A 17,050-nucleotide genomic window follows, 5' to 3' on the forward strand; every position below is an offset into this window, starting at 1 on the left:
CCGATTCAGGCGACCTCCTCCTCAGCGCACCTTCCCGCCAGGGCGATCACCGGGCACGCCGGTCGTTCAGGCGCTTTTCCCGCGGTTCGCTCGCGCTGGGCCCGATGGGCGCGATCATCGCGGAAATGCCGATTCGTGGCCATTCCATGCCATGTGACCTGGGCTGAGTCGCAGATTGCCGCCAGGAGATTTATCAAACACCTGTTTGAGGTTGCGCGCTGCCCGCAGTTCGGTATGTTGATCTTGATACACATGTTCGACAGATACGGGGGAACTGGTGGCGACATCCGTCGCGGCCGCGCTGGCCGCTGAGCTCGGCCTGCGCACCGCCGCAGAGCTGCGCCCCGCAGCCGACGCGAGGCCCGGGCGCGAGGCCCGCCTTGCGGCCGGACCGCCGACCACCGGGTCGCTCGCGACCGCACCGCGCAGCGCCGTGGCCGCCGAGCCGCGGCCCTCCGAAGCCGCCGCTGACGAAGAAGCCTCCGCCGCGATGCAGGCGTCACGGGTCATCCTCCCCGTCACCCCTGACATTTCCGCGCTCCTGCCCTACGGCGGACTCGCGACTGTGACCGCGATCATGGCCTCACGGCGCGGGGCGACCTCGCTGCTGTGGCGGCTGCTGGCCGGTCCGACCGGGTCGGGCGCGTGGTGCGCACTGGTCGGGATGCCGCGGGTGTACCCGCTGGCGGCGACGGCCGCCGGGGTCGACCTCGGGCGGGTGGCGCTGGTCGATCCGGGGCCGCTCGTGGTCGATGCGGCGGGGACGCTGGCCGAGGGCGTCGCCGCGGTGGTGGTGCCGAGCGAAGGGCTCACGCCGACCCAGACGCAGCGGCTGGCCGCCCGCGCCCGCAAGAGCGGCACCGCGATCATCTGGTGGGAGACCCGCCCGGTGGCAGGCGCCGACGCCCGGCTCGAGGTCGCCCGCGCGCGCTGGAAGGGCTTGCGCCCCAACGCCGGACGCCGCTGGGGCGCCGGCCGCCTCGACGCCTGCGAACTGGAGGTCGCCGCCCACTGGCGCACCGGAAGCACCCGCAAGGCCCGGATCTGGCCCTACGGCGGCGAAACGGAGGAGCGCCGCCTCGACCCGGTGACGACGACCGCCGAAGCGGAGCGCCCCGCGCACGGCAACGTCATCGAGCTGCGATCAAGATCCACCATGGACCGAGGTGCCGCCGATCGGAACAGCCCCTCGCATCGCGCGAACGGCACTCAGCGGGACTCCGGTGGCGAGGTGGTTCAGCTTCGGCCCGGCGGAGGTGAGCCCTCGTGAGCGTGCAGGTGCGGCGGGCCGGGAGCCGGGTGCTCGTGATGCGGCTCGTGGACTGGGATGCCGAGGACTCGGCCGCGTTCGAGCCGGTGCTCGACGCGCTCGACCTGCTCACCCCCTACGTCGAAGTGCTCGAGCCCGGGGTCGTCGCCGTGCCGCTGCGGCGCGGGGCCGGCGATGAGGCCGCGTTCTGCGAGACCCTCATCGACACCGTCTCCGGCCTCGTCGACCAGGACTGCCTGACCGGGGTCGCCGACGGCCTGTTCGCCGCCGTCCTCGCCGCGCACGAGGGCCGGATCGTCCCGGCCGGGCGCGACGCGGCCTTTCTCGCCCGCCGCGACATCCGCGACCTCCAGGCCACGGGCCTGGTCGACCACGAGACCTGCGAGACCTTGCGGCACTTGGGCATCGACACGCTCGGCGCCTTCCGCGACCTGCCCGGCCAGGCCGTCGCCGAGCGGTTCGGCGCGGCCGTGCGCCGCGCCCAGCTGCTCGCCGCCGGGCAGCTCGCCCGCCCGCTCGTCCCCCGCCCGGCCGCTCCGGAACTGACCGTGACCGACACCCCCGAGACCCCGTACGCCACGGTCGGGCAGGCCGTCTTCGCCGCCCGGCCCCTCGCCGAACGCCTGCTGCGCCTCCTCGACGCGCGCAACCTCGCCTGCACCCGCGTCCACATCACCGCCCGCACCGGCAGCGGCATGGAGCGCCGCCGCACCTGGCAGCTCGACCCCGCCATCGGCGCGGCCGAACTGTCGCGGCGCGTGCGCTGGCAGCTGGAGGGCTGGCTCTCCACCAGTGCCGCAAGCGAAACGGCCGACGAGACCGCGCACGCCATCACCATGCTCGAACTCGCCCCCGGCGGGCTCATCGGCCTGGTCGCGGCCGGGCGGGGCCTGTGGGGCGACAAGGCCGCCCGTGACGTGAAGGCCGAGGCCGCCCTGCGGCACGCCCAGAGCCGGTTCGGCCCGGACGCCGTGCAGATCGCCGCCGTCACCGACGGCCGCGACCTCGCCGAGCGGTACGGCGGCGCCGCATGGGAGGTCGAGCACGCGCCGCCGCCGCCTTCGGGGCCGTGGCCCGGGACGCTGCCCGATCCGCTGCCCAGCCTCATCGGCACCGACGAGCACGTCGCCGTCCTCGACGCGGCCGGGGCCCCCGTCCAGGCCCTCGCCAGGGGCGACCTGTCCGCGTCCCCGGCCGTGGTCGCCTTGGGCGGCAAGCAGGTCCGGGTCGTCGCCTGGGCCGGGCCGTGGCCGGTGTCCGAGCGCTGGTGGAGCCCGGCGGCGCGGCGCTACGCGCGCCTTCAGGTCGAGCTCGCCGACGGCCGCGCCGCCCTCCTCGTCTGCGAAGGCGGGCAGTGGAAGGCGGTGGGCTGGTATGACTGACTACGCCGAGCTGCACTGCCACTCCCACTACTCCTTCGCCGACGGCGCGGACGCCCCCGCCGCGCTCGCCGCCGAGGCCCACCGGCTCGGCCTCAAAGGACTCGCGATCACCGACCACGACGGCCTGTACGCGATCCCGCAGTTCGACTCGGCCGCAACCGGGTTCGGTCTCCCCTCGGTCTTCGGGGCCGAACTGAACCTCGACCTGCCCCGGGCCCGCCGCGGCCAGGTCGACCCGGCCGGACGCCACCTCGTCGTCCTCGCCCGCGACCCCGACGGCTACCGGGCCCTCTCCCGCGCCATCACCGAGGCCAAACTCGAAGGGGGCGAGAAGGACCGGCCCCGCTACTCCCTCGCCGGGCTGGGCGCCCACGCGAACGGCGGCTGGCAGATCCTCACCGGCTGCCGCAAGGGCTTCCTCAACACGGCCTTGGACGCCGGCGGCCCCGACGCCGCCGAGGGCGCGCTGCGCGAACTCGCCGACGCCTTCGGCCCCGAGCACCTCGCCGTCGAGCTCACCTGCCACGACCTGCCCGGCGACACCGAGCGGATCGAGACGCTCGCGGCCCTGGCCCGCCGCTTCGGCGTGCCGATCGTGGCCACCAACAACGTGCACTACGCGGCCCCGGGCCGCGCCCGCACCGCCGCCGCACTCGCCGCGATCCGCGCCCGCAGCACCCTCGATGCGACCGACCCGCACCTGCCCGCGAACGCCGGGGCGCACCTGCGCTCAGGCGAGGAGATGGCGCAGCGCTTCGCCGACTTCCCAGCGGCCCTGGAGGAATCGGTGCGGATCGCCACCGAGTGCGCCTTCCAGCTCAAGCTGCTGGCCCCGCGGCTGCCGCACTTCCCCGTCCCCGCGGGCCACGACGACCACTCCTACCTCAGGGCGCTGACCGACGAGGGCGGGACCGAGCGCTACGGGCCGCGCGGGCAGGAGCGGGTGGCGGGCGCCTGGGACCAGATCGAGCGCGAGCTGCGGGTCATCGAGGAACTGGGGTTCAGCGGCTACTTCCTCATCGTCGCCGACATCGTCCACTTCTGCCGGGAGCACGACATCTACTGCCAGGGCAGGGGATCGGCCGCCAACAGCGCCGTCTGCTACGCCCTCGGCATCACCAATGTGGACGCCGTGGCGTACGGAATGCTGTTCGAGCGGTTCCTCTCCTCCGACCGCGACGGCCCGCCCGACATCGACCTCGACATCGAATCGGGCCGCCGCGAAGCGGTCATCCAGTACGTCTACGAGAAGTACGGCCGCGACCGGGCCGCGCTGGTGGCCAACGTGGTCACCTACCGGCCGCGCTCGGCGGTCCGCGACGCCGCCAAGGCCCTCGGGTACGGCAACGACCAGGCCCTGGCCTGGTCCAAGCGCCTCCACCGCTGGGGCGGCGTGGACCCCGCCGAGGCCGAGGGCATCCCCGCCGACGTCCAAGCCCTCGCCGGCGACCTCGTCAACCTGCCGCAGCACCTGGGCATCCACCCCGGCGGCATGGTGCTCACCGAGCAGCCCGTCAGCGAGATCGTGCCGGTCGAACCGGCCCGCATGAAGGACCGCACCGTCCTCCAATGGGACAAAGAGGACTGCGCGGACGCGCACCTCGTCAAGTTCGACCTCCTCGGCCTGGGGATGCTCGAGGCCCTGCACCGCATGGTCGACCTCATCGGCGACTTCCACGGCGACCCGATCGACCTCGCCCGGATCGACCTGAACGAGGAGGTCGTCTACGAGATGCTGCAGCGCGCCGACACCGTGGGCGTCTTCCAGGTCGAGTCCCGCGCCCAGATGGCGACCCTCCCGCGCCTGCAACCGAAGGAGTTCTACGACCTCGTCGTCGAGGTCGCCCTCATCCGGCCCGGCCCCATCCAGGGCGGCTCGGTCCACCCCTACCTGCGCCGCAGGCACGGCGAGCCCTGGGAGCACCTCGTGCCCGCCAAGCTGATGCCCGCCCTGGAGAAGACCCTCGGCGTGCCGCTGTTCCAGGAGCAGCTCATGCAGATCGCCATCGACGCCGCCGGGTTCAACGGCGGCGAGGCCGACAAGCTGCGCAGGGCCATGGGCGCCAAGCGGTCCGCCGAGAAGATGGAGGAGCTCCGGCTGCGCCTCTACAAGGGCATGGCCGCGAACGGCATCACCGGCGCGCAGGCCGACCAGGTCTACGAGCAGCTCAAGTCCTTCGCCGACTTCGGCTTCCCCGAGTCGCACGCCGCCTCCTTCGCCCACCTCGTCTACTCCTCCGCGTGGCTCAAATGCCACTACCCGGCCGCGTTCTACGCCGGGCTCCTCGCCAGCCAGCCGATGGGCTTCTACTCCCCCGCCTCGCTCATCGCCGACGCCCAGCGCCACGGCCTCGCCGTCCTCGCCCCGGACGTGAACGCCAGCAACGCGGTCGCCTCGCTCATCCCCTCCGGGCGCGAGCGCCGCGCGCCGATCCTCGGCGAAGCGGACCTGCGCCTGGGCCTCGACAACGTCAAAGGGCTCGGCGAACCGGCCGCGCTGCGCATCGTGGCCGAACGCGAGCAGGACGGCCCGTTCCAGAACCTCGCCGACCTGGCCCGCCGGACCGGACTCGGCAAGGAGCGCATGGAGAAGCTCGCCGTCGCCGGTGCTTTCGAGAGCCTCGAACCGGACCGCCGCAAGGCACTGTGGACGGCCGGGACCGTGGACGAGCGCCCCGGCACGATCCCCGGCACCGGCCCGGCCGCGCCGCCGCCCACCCTGCCCGGCATGAGCGCCGCCGAACTCGCCCGCGCCGACTACACCGGCCTCGGGCTCTCGGTCCAGACCCACCCGATGGAGCTGGTCCGCGCCTCGCTCGACGCCGCCGGGGTCCTGCCCGCCGCGCAGCTGCCGTTCGCCGAGGACGGCACGCGGATCGAGGTCGCCGGGATCGTCACGCACCGCCAGCGCCCCTCGACCGCGAAGGGCGTCACGTTCCTGAGCCTGGAGGACGAGACGGGCATCGCGAACATCGTGTGCTCCCAAGGGCTCTGGAAGCGCTGGCAGAGCGTCGCCTCGGTGGCGAGGGCGCTGGTGATCAGGGGGGCGGTGGAGAAGCCGCTGGATGCGCCGAAGAAGACGATGCCGATGATCGTGGCGGACAAGCTGACGATCCTGGACCTGAACAGCCCCAGTGCGCCGTCGCGGGATTTTCGTTAGGAACCCAGCCATTGAGAACCCGGCCGTTTGGCTCGATCCGCTAGCGCTCCAGGTAGGCCTCGAGGTTGAGGAGGGAGGACCCGAGTCCTTCGGCGTGGTCCTCGGCGCTGATGCCGTCCGGGACGTTCTCGGCGGTGATGGTGACACGGGTGCCGCTCGCGACCGGTTCGAGGGTCCACGCGCTGGTCATCGTGCCGGTGAAGGCGGGGTCATCGGAGACGAAGTCGGCTTCGGTGACGATGCGGGTGTTCGGGACGAGTTCGGTGAAGCGGGCTTCGACGGTGTCGGTGTCGGCGGTGGTCTTGCCGGGTGCGCCGGCGGGGTCGTCGTAGGTGAGGGTCATGCGGTAGCCGCCGCCGGGGCGGGCGTCGTAGTGGTCGAAGCGGCCGGTCATGCCGGCGGGCGGGAGCCAGGCGGCGAGCGCTTCGGGGTCGGTGAGCGCGGTGTAGACGCGGTCGACGGAGGCGGGTATGTCCCTGCTGGCTTGGTCGGTTCGCGGCATCTTCGGACGGTAGCATCCGCCGCTGCGGGCGGGGGCGCGAAAAGGCCCGGCCCCGCGGGGCCGGGCCTTTAGTCGTGCGCTTCTAGTGGGCCGGGACGGCGTCGCCGTTCGGGTTGTCGGCCTTCTTCACCAGGAAGGCGGCGGCCACGGCGACGAGGGCCATGGCGGTGCCGCACAGGAAGGCGAGGTGGATGCCGTCGGCTTCGGCGACCGCTGCGGTCGCGCCGGAGTCGAGGCTCGAGGCGGCGCCGGTGGTCATCAGGGTGATGAACACGGCGGTGCCGACCGCGCCCGCGACCTGCTGGAGGGTGCTCATGATGGCGCTGCCGTGGGGGTAGAGCTCCATGGGCAGGGCGCCGAGCGAGGAGGTCATGAGCGGGGTCATGAGGCTGCTGAGGCCGAGGCTGAGCATGACGTGGATGACCACGACGAACCAGACCTCGCTGCCCCCGTCGAGCATCGTCATGAGGCCGAGGGCGCCCGCGAGCACCATCGAGCCGGGGATGACGAGGGGCCGGGGGCCGACCTTGTCGTAGACGCGGCCGATGAACGGTCCGGAGAGGCCCATGGCGAGGCCGCCGGGGAGGACCACCAGGCCGGTCTCGAGCGTGGTGAGGTCCAGGACGTTCTGGAGGTAGATCGGCAGCAGGATGAGCGAGCCGAAGAGGGTCGCCATCGAGATGAGCAGCATGATGATGCCGACGGTGAACGAGCGGCTCTTGAAGGGCCGCAGGTCCATGAGAGCCGCGTCGCGGCGCTGGAGGCGGAGCTGGCGGAACACGAACAGGGCCAGGGAGACGGCGCCGACCGCGACCGCGGCGTACGGCGGGACCGGGGTGTGGTTCCCGGCCGCCGACTCGCCGAGGCTGCTGAGGCCGTAGATGATGCCGCCGAAGGCCACTGCGGACAGGAGCGCGGAGAGCAGGTCGAGCTTGACCGGGCGCGTCTCGCCGAGGTTCTTGATGAGGACCCCGCCGAGGACGAGGGCCAGTACGGCGATGGGCAGCACGGCGAGGAACATCCAGCGCCAGGTGAGGTTGTTGAGGATGAAGCCGGAGAAGGTCGGGCCGATCGCGGGGGCGACGGCGATGACGATGGTGATGAAGCCCATGGTGCGTCCGCGGCGTTCGGCCGGGACGAAGGTCATCACGGTGGTCATGAGCAGCGGCAGCATGACGGCAGTGCCGCTGGCCTGGATCACGCGGGCGACGACGAGCACGGGGAAGATCGTGGCGACGCCGGCGAGCAGGGTGCCGGCGCAGAAGAGCCCGATGGCGGCGAGGAACACCGTGCGGGTCGTGAAGCGCTGGAGGATGAGGCCGGTCATGGGGATGACGACGGCCATGGTGAGCATGAAGCCGGTGGTCAGCCACTGCACGGTGGCGGCGGTGATCTGGAACTGCTCCATGAGTCGCGGCAGGGCCACGCCCATCACGGTCTCGTTGAGGATCATGACGAACGTGGCCACGAGGAGCACGCCGAGCACGATCTTGATCTGGCGTGACATGCCCGGTTCGGGCGTTGGCGCGGCTTCGGCCTCGGGGGTCTCTGCCGGTCGCTGGTCAACGGTCATGGGGGATGTTTCCTTCGGTGGTGTTCCTGCCCGGTGCACGACGGTCCCGTACCGGAGCCCACCGGGGTGTCGGAGGGTGACGGGACGCGCGCACCGGAAAGTGTCAGTGACTGTCAATCATTGCAGTTGCTACCATCCCGGTCATGGGCGCCGGTGGGAGTCTGCGAGAAGTGTCACGTCGGGCCGTGCAGTCGAGGATCGCACGGACCGCTGAAGCGCTGTTCGTGGCAAAGGGTTTCGAGGAGACGACGGTCGATGAGATCGCCGCCGCCGTCGGCATGTCCCAGCGCAGTTTCTTCCGGTACTTCGCGTCGAAGGACGAGGTGGTGCTCGACAGCGTCGAGCGCCTGGGCGAGGAGCTCTCGGCCCGCCTGCAGGCCCGCCCGCCCGGCGAGTCGGTGTGGGATTCGCTGCGTCGCGCGTTCGATCCGGTGGTGGAGCGCCTGGCCGATCCTGCGGTGCGCGAGCGCGACCGGGTGCTGCACGAGATCGTGAGCGCGAGCCCGCGCCTGCTCGCGGCGTACCTGGGCCGGCTCGACCTGCTGCAGCGTTCGCTCTCGGAGTTGCTGGTGGAGCGGGCCGGGCAGAGCGGGGTCGAGCCGGACGCGGTGGTCGTGCGGGCGATCGTGGGCGGGGCGTTCGCGTGCCTCCAGGCGGCGTCGCTCCATTGCGGCACCGATCCGGAGGTGTTCGGACCCTGCCTGGACCGGACGATGGAGGCGCTGCGCCCGGTCGCGGCCTGACGGCTGGTCCGGGGTTCGCGACCTAGTGCCGGTGGTGCTGGTGCACGACCGCGTGGCCCTTGCCGCGGGAGATGAGCCAGCGGTTGATCGGGACGGTGACCACGAAGGCGATCGCGAGCGCGGCGGCCAGGATGAGCCAGAACCGCGGGTCGGCCAGGCCCATCTCCATCGCGCCGGGCATGGCGAGGATGAAGCCGTTGTCGACGATCTCCATGACCGCGATCGAGATGGTGTCGGCGGCGAGCGCGACCTTCAGTGCGTCCTTGAAGGACAGTCCGGCGCGCATGACGCCGCGCATCGTCAGGGCGTAGCCGAAGAGGAACGCGAGGGTGATCGCGAGGGCGATGGTGGCCGCGCCGTGCCAGCCGAGGGCGGTGCCGATGACGACGCCGAGGACTTCGCCGATGGCGCAGCCGGTGAGGCAGTGGAGGGTCGCGGAGGCGGCCATGCGCCAGCTCGCGGGGGTCGGCTTGTCGCCGTGGGACGCGTGGTCCTCGTGGTGCCCGTGTCCGGTGTGGCCTTCATGCGCGGCGGGCTCGTGGTGGTCGTGGTGCTCATGGGCGGAGTGGTCCACGGTTGCTCCTCAATGCTGGGCGGCCAGGGGCGGCCGCGACCGCATCACTATATACCCCCCTAGGGTATGTTGCAAGAGGGGTTGGGGTGGCGGGACGGCGAATGCCCTGCGGCACGCCCGCCGCCGTAGGAAGATCCACAGTGCAGGATCGAGGACGGGGGGCGGCATGGGTGGGACTTCCGGAGGTCCGGCCCCGGAACGGCTCGGCGCGCGATACGCGCGCGTGCTCGCTCTCGCCGGCCTCGTCGGCGTTCCGGTCTCCGTGGCCGCCTTCGCGTTCCTCGCGCTCCTGCACTGGCTGACCGGCTTCGTCTGGGAGGACCTGCCCGAGCGGTGGGGACTCGACCCGGTGCCGTGGTGGTGGCCGGTCCCCTGGCTCCTCGTCGGCGGCGTGCTCGTCGCGGTCGCCGTCAGCCGCCTGCCCGGGCATGGCGGGCATGTGCCGATCGCGGGCCTCTCGGCCGAACCCGTGCCGCCCTCGCATCTGCCCGGCATCCTGCTCGCGGCGCTCGGCGGCCTGCCGCTCGGCGTCGTGCTCGGCCCTGAAGCGCCGCTCATGGCCGTGGGCGCGGCCCTCGCGACGATCCTCGCCGGCCGCTGGATCGCACGCGGTCCGGAGAACGCCCTCGTCAGCACGTCCGGTTCCGCCGCGGCCGTCGCCGTGATCTTCGGCAGCCCGCTCGTGGCGGCCGTGTTCATCCTCGAATCGGCGGGCCGCGCCGGCCTCCGGCAGACCCTGGTCGTCCTCCCGTGCCTGCTCTCGGCCGGGGTCGGCGCGCTCGTGTTCACCGGGCTCGGCGAGTGGACGGGCCTGGCGGTGCCCTCGCTCAGCCTCCCCGGGCTCGACGTCCCGGCCCGCCCCGACCTCGCCGATCTGCTGTGGACGATCCCGCTCGCGGTGGTCATCGCGGTGGGGGTGCGCCAGGTCCACCACCTCGGGCGGCGCCTCGTCCCGCACGCGACGCGGCGGCCCGCGCTCATGGCGATGGTCGCCGTGGCCGTCACCGCCGCCGCCGCAGCGGCGTATTCACTGCTGACCGGGCGTTCCCCCGTCGAGGTGCTGCTGTCCGGGCAGGAGGGGCTGGGGACGTTCACGCAGGAGGGCGACGTGCCCGGGGCCTGGGCACTCGCGGCACTGCTGGTGTTGAAGGGCCTGGCGTACGCGGTGTCGCTCGCGACGCTGCGCGGCGGTCCGATCTTCCCGGCCCTGTTCCTCGGCGCGGCCTTCGGCGTGCTCCTCAGTGGACTTCCGGGTTTCGGCACCGCCCCGGCGATGGCCGCGGGCATGGCCGCCGCCACCGCGGCGATCCTCCCGCTGCCGGTCTCGGCGGCGGTCCTCGTCACGCTGCTGCTCGGGTCCGGGGCCGCCGGGATGACCCCGATCGTGCTCATCGCCGTCGTCGTCGCGTTCGCGACCGAGCGGCTCATCGACCGGGACGGCGGCGAAGCGCGCGAGCCGGCCCCCGGACCGGCGTAGGAGGCGACCGTGCAGGGCGAGGAGGGAGGCGGCATGCGACCGCACCGGCTGCGCTGGACGCTCGCGGGCGTCGCGCTCATGGTGCTGTACCTGGTCGTGCCGATCCGCAGCGAGCCCGACGCCGCCGTCCTGGTCCTGCGCTGGTGCGCCACCGCCGTGCTGCTCGCGGCCGTCGCGGTCGCCATCCGCTGGCAGGCGGTGCGGCAGATCCGCGAGCCCGACGCCCCCCTCGGCGCGATGGTCGTCGGCATCCTCGCCGGACTGCTGGTGTTCGCGCTCGTCGACTACGCCGTGGCCGTCTACCGGCCCGGCGAGTTCACGGGCCTGGACACCCGCGTGGACGCCCTCTACTACGCGCTCAGCACGCTGCTCACCGTCGGATACGGGGATGTCTCGGCGCAGGGCCAGGTCGCCCGCGCCCTCCTCTGCGTCCAGATGGCCTTCAACGTCACCGTGATCGCCGGCTCGGCCTCGCTCGTCGCCCAGAAGTTCGCCCGGCGCGCCCGCATCCGTCGCCCGCGGTCCTGAACGCCGACGCGCCTGCACCGTGTCCGCAGCATGGAACTCTCGCGTTCGCTCCGCAAGCGGTACCTGCCGACCGCGCTAGGGGAAGGCCCTAGCCGCCCGCGATGCCGGGCCCGCAGACCGTCCCCGGGGCGTGGAGCAGGGCCAGCGCGTCGGGTTCCTTGAGGACCTCAAGGGTCGAGGAGTCCAGGCCCGCCTCGGCCCGGAGGCCATTGATACTGCGGTTCGTCAAGCCGGGCGCGAACATCACGCCCGCGAACCCGGCCACCAGGACCGGGATCGCGGCGATGCGCAGGATCTGCGTCCAGTCGCCGTCGACGCCGATCGCGGGGAGGACGCCCCAGCCGACGATCATCGCGGCCAGCCCGATCACACCCGTGAGGACACCCGCCGAGGACACGCGGTTGTAGCGCGCCGCGGCCTTGTCGACGACCTCCTCGAAGGCGTACAGGTCCGCCAGCGCCAGGCGCCGCGTGGTCGCGTAGCGGAGGTACTTCAGTCCCTTCGGCGCCTCCTGCTTCGGATCGAAGTGATCGAGGGCCTTCGGGGACGCCTGGACCGCCGAACCGTCCGCGGTGAGGTGCCATTGGACCGCCCGGGCCTGCTGCGGCTGCTTCATGCTTCCTGCCTCCCTGCCGGAGGCCTGACACCCCCGCGCCTGCGTCGGTACCGAGTATGACCGCCCTTCGCCAGCGCCTGAACGCGGCCGGGACGCGCGGAGCGGGACCCGGACCGTCGCGCTCCGGGCCGACCTGATTCACGGGACAGGCGCTAGGCCGCCAACGGGATCGCGCGCTGCGCTGGTCCGGTGTAGGCGCTCAGCGGCCGGATCAGGGCGTTCGACTCCAGCTGCTCGATCACGTGCGCGGTCCAGCCGGTGATGCGGGACATGACGAACAGCGGCGTGAACATCGGGATGTCGAAACCCATGAGGTAGTAGGCGGGCCCGGCCGGGAAGTCGAGGTTCGGGTGGATGCCCTTGGCCGCCATCATGGCCGCCTCGAGCTCCTCGTACATCGCGACCCAGCGCTGACCGCCCTGGAGCTCGGCCATGTCGATGAAGGCGGCCTTCATGGTCGGGACGCGCGAGTCGGCGTCCTTGTAGACGCGGTGCCCGAAGCCCATCACCTTCTCCTTGGCGGCCAACCGCTCCCGCAGCCAGTCCCCGGCGAGCGCGGGGTCGTCGATCTCGAGCATCATGCGCATGACGGCCTCGTTCGCGCCGCCGTGGAGCGGTCCCTTGAGAGCGCCGATCGCGGCGGTGACGGCCGAGTAGATGTCCGAGAGCGTCGAGGCGACGGTGCGGGCGGTGAACGTGGAGGCGTTGAAGCTGTGCTCGGCGTAGAGGATCATCGAGATCTCGAAGCAGCGCAGCACTTCCGGGGCGGGCACGGTGCCGAAGCACATGTGGAAGAAGTTCTCGGCGAAGCCCAGGCCCGGGTCGGGGGCGATGCGGCCCTGGCCCCGGCGGCGGCGGAAGTCGTGGGCGACGATCGTGGGGAGCTTGGCGAACATCGCTTCGGCCTTGGCGCGGTTGGCGGCCGGGCTGTTGTCGTCCTCGGCCGGGTCCTCGGCGCCGAGGCAGGAGACGGCGGTGCGCAGCAGGTCCATCGGGTGGCAGTTGTCGGGGACGCGGTCGACGACGCTGATGGTGGAGCGGGTGACCTCCCGCTGCGCGCCTTCGCGTTCACTGAGGCGGGCGAGCGCGGCGGCGTCGGGCAGCTCGCCGTACCAGATGAGGTGGGCGACGGCCTCGAAGGAGCAGCTGCGGGCGAGTTCCTGCACGGGGTAGCCGCGGTAGGTGAGGGAGTTCGTCTCGGGGACGACCTCGCTGATGGCGGTGGTGTCGGCGACGACTCCGGCCAGGCCCTTGCGGATGTCGATGCTCATGCGTCCCTCCCGGGGATCTGGAAATCGAAGAGCTGCTTGTCGAACGCGCTGTAGGCGGCGTAGTCCACGAGTTCGTAGAGGCGGGCGCGGGTCTGCATTCGGTCCACATGGGACTCTTGCGTGCCCTCGGTCTCGAGGGTGTCGAAGAGGTCTTCGACGGCGCCCATGGCGGCGCGGAGGCTCGAGACGGGCCAGATCACGAGGTTGTAGCCGAGGTCCTCGAGTTGCCGGGCGGTGAGGCCGGGCGAGGTGCCGAACTCGGTCATGTTCGCCAGGAGCGGCACGTCGACCGCCTCGCGGAAGGCCGCGAACTCGGCTTCGGTGCGCAGGGCCTCGGGGAAGACCATGTCCGCCCCGGCGTCCACATAGGCCTTGGCGCGGTGGATCGCGGCGTCCAGGCCCTCGATGGCGCGGGCGTCCGTGCGGGCGCAGATGACGAAGTCCGGGTCGGTGCGGGCCTGGACGGCGGCGCGGACGCGTTGCAGCATCGCGGCGGCCGGCACGACCTCCTTGCCGTCGAGGTGGCCGCAGCGCTTGGGGTTGACCTGGTCCTCGAGGTGGCAGCCGGCGAGCCCGGCGTCCTCGAAGGCCGCGATGGTGCGGGCGACGTTCGCCGCCTCGCCGAAGCCGGTGTCGGCGTCGATGAGGGTGGGCAGGTCGGTGGCGCGGGCGATCTGGCCGCCGCGCCCGGCGACCTCCGTGAGCGTGGTGAGGCCGATGTCCGGCAGCGCGAGGTCGGCGGCCAGCGCTGCGCCGGAGACGTAGACGCCTTCGAAGCCGCGATCGGCGACGGCGCGGGCGACGAGCGGCGAGAACGCGCCGGGGAGGCGCTGGAGGCGGCCGGAGGCGAGCCCGGCGCGCAGTGCGCGGCGCTTCTGGGACGGTGAGACGCGTGGTGTCATCGGAAGAGTCCTCCGGTCTCCGGTGCGGTGAGCGTGCCGGGAGGGGCGGCGAGGTTGAGGGCGCGTACCTCGGCGGCGTCGAGGGTGTCGATGCGGCAGGCGAGGTCGAGGAACCGGTCCTGTTCGGACGGTTCGATGACACCGTCGGCGAGGGTGCGGAACTTCTGCAGGTACTGCTCGCGGGCGAAGGGCCGCGCGCCTCTGGGGTGGGCGTCGGCGACGGCGAGTTCGTCGTCGAGCGTGGTGCCGTCGTCGAAGACCACGGTGACGTGGCCGCCGAACGCGCGCTTGTCGGGGTCGGGGTCGTGGTAGCGGCGGGTCCACTCCTGGTCCTCGAGGGTGCGGATCTTGCGCCAGAGCGCCACGGTGGAGTCGCGGTGGGCGCGTTCGGGGGTGTAGGAGCGCTCGTGGTGCCAGTCGCGGTCTTCGAGGGCGACGGCGAAGATGTACATGATGGAGTGGTCGAGGGTCTCGCGGCTGGCGTCGGGGTCGGTCTTCTGCGGGTCGTTCGCGCCGGTGCCGATCACGTTGTGGGTGTGGTGGCTGGTGCGGATCACGATCTCGGCGATGCGCGAGAGGTCGTTGATGCGCGGTGCGAGGCGGCGGGCGAGGTCGATGAGGGCCTGGCTCTGGTATTCGGCGGAGTGCTCCTTGGTGTAGGAGTCGAGGATGGCGCGCTTGGGTTCGCCGGGGGCGGGCAGCGGCACCGTGTAGCGGGCGTCCGGTCCGCTGAGGAGGCGGGCGATGACGCCGTCCTCGCCTTCCCAGATGGGTGAGGGCGCGCCTTCGCCGCGCATGGCGCGGTCGACCGCTTCGATCGCGGCCTTGCCGGCGAACGCGGGCGCGTAGGCCTTCCAGGAGGAGATCGCGCCCTTGCGGGACTGGCGGGTGGCGGTGGTGGTGTGCAGCGCTTGGCCGATGGCCTGGTAGATCACCTCGGCGTCGAGGCCCATGAGGGTGCCGATGCCGGCGGCCGCGGCGGGGCCGAGGTGGGCGATGTGGTCGATCCGGTGCTCGTGCAGGCAGATGCCGCGCACGAGGTCGATCTGGATCTCGTAGCCGGTGGCGATGCCGCGCACGAGTGCCGCGCCGTCGAGGCCGCGGTGCTGGGCGGCGGCGAGCACCGGCGGGATGTTGTCGCCGGGGTGGGAGTAGTCGGCGGCGAGGAACGTGTCGTGGAAGTCGAGTTCGCGCACGGCGACGCCGTTGGCCCAGGCGGCCCATTCGGGCGAGCTGCGCACCTCGGGGCCGGCGCCAAAGACGGCCGCGCCGGGGCGGTAGGGGTGCGCGAAGGCCTGGGCGCGGGCGTTGGCGACCGGGCGGCGGGCGAGGGACGCGGCCGCGACGGCGGCGTTGTCGATGACCCGGTTGCCGATCATCTCGGCCACGTCGGGTTCGACCGGGACGGGGTCGACGGCGACCTCCGCGAGTTTCCAGGCCAGCTCCTGTTCGCGCGGCAATGCCTCACGGGAGGCGTGGGCGCGGACGTGGTGCTCGATCATGCAGCGGCTCCTTCGACGAGTATCTTCACAGTATGTACAACCACCGATGCTCTTGAAAGCACTGAACATGTGGTTTCTTGTGGAAATATCGGCCCCGTTCTGTGAATGTTGTGAAAGGACCTGATGATGGCGTTGAGGACGGCCAAGGTGGGGTTGCGGCTGCGCCGGTTCCGCGAGGAGCAGGGCCTCACCCAGGCCTCGCTCGCCACCGCGCTGGGCATCTCCACGAGCTATGTGAACCAGATGGAGTCCAACCAGCGGCCCATCACGGGCCCGGTGCTGCTGCGCCTGGCCGAGGTCTTCGACGTGGACGTGCAGCGGTTCTCGGCGGCCGAGAGCGACCGGCTCGACGCGCAGCTGCGGGACGCGCTCGCCGACACCGCGCACGCCGAGCAGGTCGGGCCGCACCAGACCCGCGAACTCGCCGAGGGCATGCCGGAGCTGGCGCGGTATGTGGTCGACCTGCACCGGCGCTACCGGCACGCGGTCGAGCGCAACACCGCGATGAGCGCCGAGCTGGACGCCGGGGCCGCGCCCACCGCGTACGAGGAGGTGCGGGACCTGTTCTACGCCAAGCGGAACTACGTGCCCGAGCTGGACGAGGCGGCCGAGCGGATCGCCGCCGGACTCGACCCGGCGGACCTCGCCGCCGGGCTCACGCGGCTCCTGGCGGCGCGGCATGACACCGCGGTCGCCGAGCTGGCGGCGGACGAGCAGGCCGGGGCGAAGCGCCGGTTCGACCCCGAGGGCCGGGTCCTGCGCGTCTCGCCGCTGCTCTCCCCCGGCCAGCGCGCGTTCCAGCTCGCCACGCACTTGGCGCTGGTCGAGCACGCCGACCTCATCGAGGGCCTCGTGGCCGCCGCGGACCTCTCGGGGCCGGAGGCCAGGTCGCTGGCGCGGATCGGCCTGGCGAACTACTTCGCGGGCGCGCTGATCCTGCCGTACGGGGTGTTCCGCAGTGCCGCAGAGGAACTGCGGTACGACCTGGACCTGCTGCAGCGGCGGTTCCGGGTGGGGTGGGAGACGGTGGCGCACCGGTTGAGCACGCTGCAGCGGCCGGGGGCGCGGGGCGTGCCGTTCTTCTTCGTGCGGGTGGACCGGGCGGGGAACATCTCGAAGCGGCAGTCGGCCACGGACTTCCACTTCTCGCGCGTGGGGGGCAGTTGTCCTCTGTGGAACGTGTACGAGGCGTTCGCGCACCCCGGGGAGATCCGCACGCAGCTGGCGCAGATGCCGGACGGGCGGTCGTACTTGTGGGTGGCGCGCACGGTGACCCGGCGCTACGGCGGGTTCGGGACGCCGGCGAAGACCTTCGCGATCGGCCTGGGCTGCGACCTGCACCATGCGCACCGCCTGGTGTACGCGGACGGGCTCGACCTGGCGAGTCCGGCGGCGCTGACCCCGATCGGGCCGGGGTGCAAGGTGTGCGACCGCTCGGGCTGCCCGCAGCGGGCGTTCCCGGCGATCGGCAGGCCCCTCGATGTGACGGACCACCGCAGCGGGTTCACCCCGTACCCGTCCTCGGCGTAGGCCCGCGCCGAGCGGGCCGG

At 72.3% G+C, this 17,050-nt stretch carries 14 protein-coding genes; 7 read left to right on the forward strand and 7 right to left on the reverse strand.

Annotated features, from left to right (window positions below):
* Positions 1-277: 277 nt before the first annotated feature.
* From AB0I03_RS05660 to AB0I03_RS05670, 3 genes are read left to right on the forward strand one after another with little or no spacing between them, the layout of a single operon-like run.
* Complete coding sequence (locus tag AB0I03_RS05660; RefSeq protein WP_360406950.1) at positions 278-1,270, forward strand: hypothetical protein; 993 nt, start codon at positions 278-280, stop codon at positions 1,268-1,270.
* On the forward strand, positions 1,267-2,652 hold the full coding sequence (locus AB0I03_RS05665) for a DNA polymerase Y family protein (RefSeq protein WP_360406953.1): 1,386 nt from the start codon (positions 1,267-1,269) through the stop codon (positions 2,650-2,652). Before AB0I03_RS05660 ends, AB0I03_RS05665 begins: the two co-directional genes overlap by 4 nt.
* On the forward strand, positions 2,645-5,812 hold the full coding sequence (locus tag AB0I03_RS05670) for an error-prone DNA polymerase (protein ID WP_360406956.1): 3,168 nt from the start codon (positions 2,645-2,647) through the stop codon (positions 5,810-5,812). Before AB0I03_RS05665 ends, AB0I03_RS05670 begins: the two co-directional genes overlap by 8 nt.
* A gap of 40 nt (positions 5,813-5,852) precedes the next feature.
* Here the strand turns inward: AB0I03_RS05670 and AB0I03_RS05675 are convergent, their stop codons facing one another.
* Positions 5,853-6,314 (reverse strand): SRPBCC family protein, encoded by a 462-nt coding sequence (locus AB0I03_RS05675; protein WP_360406959.1) that lies wholly within the window; start codon positions 6,312-6,314, stop codon positions 5,853-5,855.
* Positions 6,315-6,396: 82 nt separating this feature from the next.
* Positions 6,397-7,887: an MDR family MFS transporter gene (locus tag AB0I03_RS05680; protein ID WP_360406962.1), complete on the reverse strand. Its 1,491-nt coding sequence runs from the start codon at positions 7,885-7,887 to the stop codon at positions 6,397-6,399.
* Between the two features lie 143 nt (positions 7,888-8,030).
* On the opposite strand from AB0I03_RS05680, the gene AB0I03_RS05685 reads away from it, so the two are divergent.
* Positions 8,031-8,630 carry a TetR/AcrR family transcriptional regulator gene (locus AB0I03_RS05685; protein ID WP_360406965.1) on the forward strand — a complete coding sequence of 200 codons (600 nt, stop codon included), beginning with the start codon at positions 8,031-8,033 and terminating at the stop codon, positions 8,628-8,630.
* 22 nt (positions 8,631-8,652) lie between these two features.
* Here the strand turns inward: AB0I03_RS05685 and AB0I03_RS05690 are convergent, their stop codons facing one another.
* Positions 8,653-9,204, reverse strand: a complete 552-nt coding sequence (locus AB0I03_RS05690) for a DUF4396 domain-containing protein (RefSeq protein ID WP_360406968.1) — start codon at positions 9,202-9,204, stop codon at positions 8,653-8,655.
* Positions 9,205-9,427: 223 nt separating this feature from the next.
* Between AB0I03_RS05690 and AB0I03_RS05695 the strand changes: the two genes are divergently transcribed.
* Positions 9,428-10,681: a chloride channel protein gene (locus AB0I03_RS05695; RefSeq protein WP_360406971.1), complete on the forward strand. Its 1,254-nt coding sequence runs from the start codon at positions 9,428-9,430 to the stop codon at positions 10,679-10,681.
* 33 nt (positions 10,682-10,714) lie between these two features.
* Positions 10,715-11,209 (forward strand): potassium channel family protein, encoded by a 495-nt coding sequence (locus AB0I03_RS05700; protein ID WP_360406974.1) that lies wholly within the window; start codon positions 10,715-10,717, stop codon positions 11,207-11,209.
* Positions 11,210-11,297: 88 nt separating this feature from the next.
* On the opposite strand, the gene AB0I03_RS05705 is transcribed toward AB0I03_RS05700, so the two are convergent.
* From AB0I03_RS05705 to AB0I03_RS05720, 4 genes are all read right to left on the reverse strand, one after another.
* Complete coding sequence (locus AB0I03_RS05705; RefSeq protein WP_360406977.1) at positions 11,298-11,825, reverse strand: hypothetical protein; 528 nt, start codon at positions 11,823-11,825, stop codon at positions 11,298-11,300.
* Between the two features lie 152 nt (positions 11,826-11,977).
* Entirely contained in the window at positions 11,978-13,096 is a 1,119-nt protein-coding gene (locus AB0I03_RS05710) for a bifunctional 2-methylcitrate synthase/citrate synthase (RefSeq protein ID WP_360406980.1), read from the reverse strand.
* Entirely contained in the window at positions 13,093-13,998 is a 906-nt protein-coding gene (gene prpB, locus AB0I03_RS05715) for a methylisocitrate lyase (protein ID WP_360406983.1), read from the reverse strand. The genes AB0I03_RS05710 and prpB overlap by 4 nt, the downstream gene beginning before the upstream one ends.
* Complete coding sequence (locus tag AB0I03_RS05720; protein ID WP_360406986.1) at positions 13,995-15,500, reverse strand: MmgE/PrpD family protein; 1,506 nt, start codon at positions 15,498-15,500, stop codon at positions 13,995-13,997. Before AB0I03_RS05720 ends, prpB begins: the two co-directional genes overlap by 4 nt.
* A gap of 126 nt (positions 15,501-15,626) precedes the next feature.
* Here AB0I03_RS05720 and AB0I03_RS05725 point away from each other — a divergent pair, with 126 nt between their 5' ends.
* Positions 15,627-17,030, forward strand: a complete 1,404-nt coding sequence (locus AB0I03_RS05725) for a short-chain fatty acyl-CoA regulator family protein (protein ID WP_360406988.1) — start codon at positions 15,627-15,629, stop codon at positions 17,028-17,030.
* Positions 17,031-17,050: the final 20 nt, after the last annotated feature.

The sequence above is a fragment of the Glycomyces sp. NPDC021274 genome, assembly GCF_040641195.1.
GTDB lineage: Bacteria > Actinomycetota > Actinomycetes > Mycobacteriales > Micromonosporaceae > Glycomyces.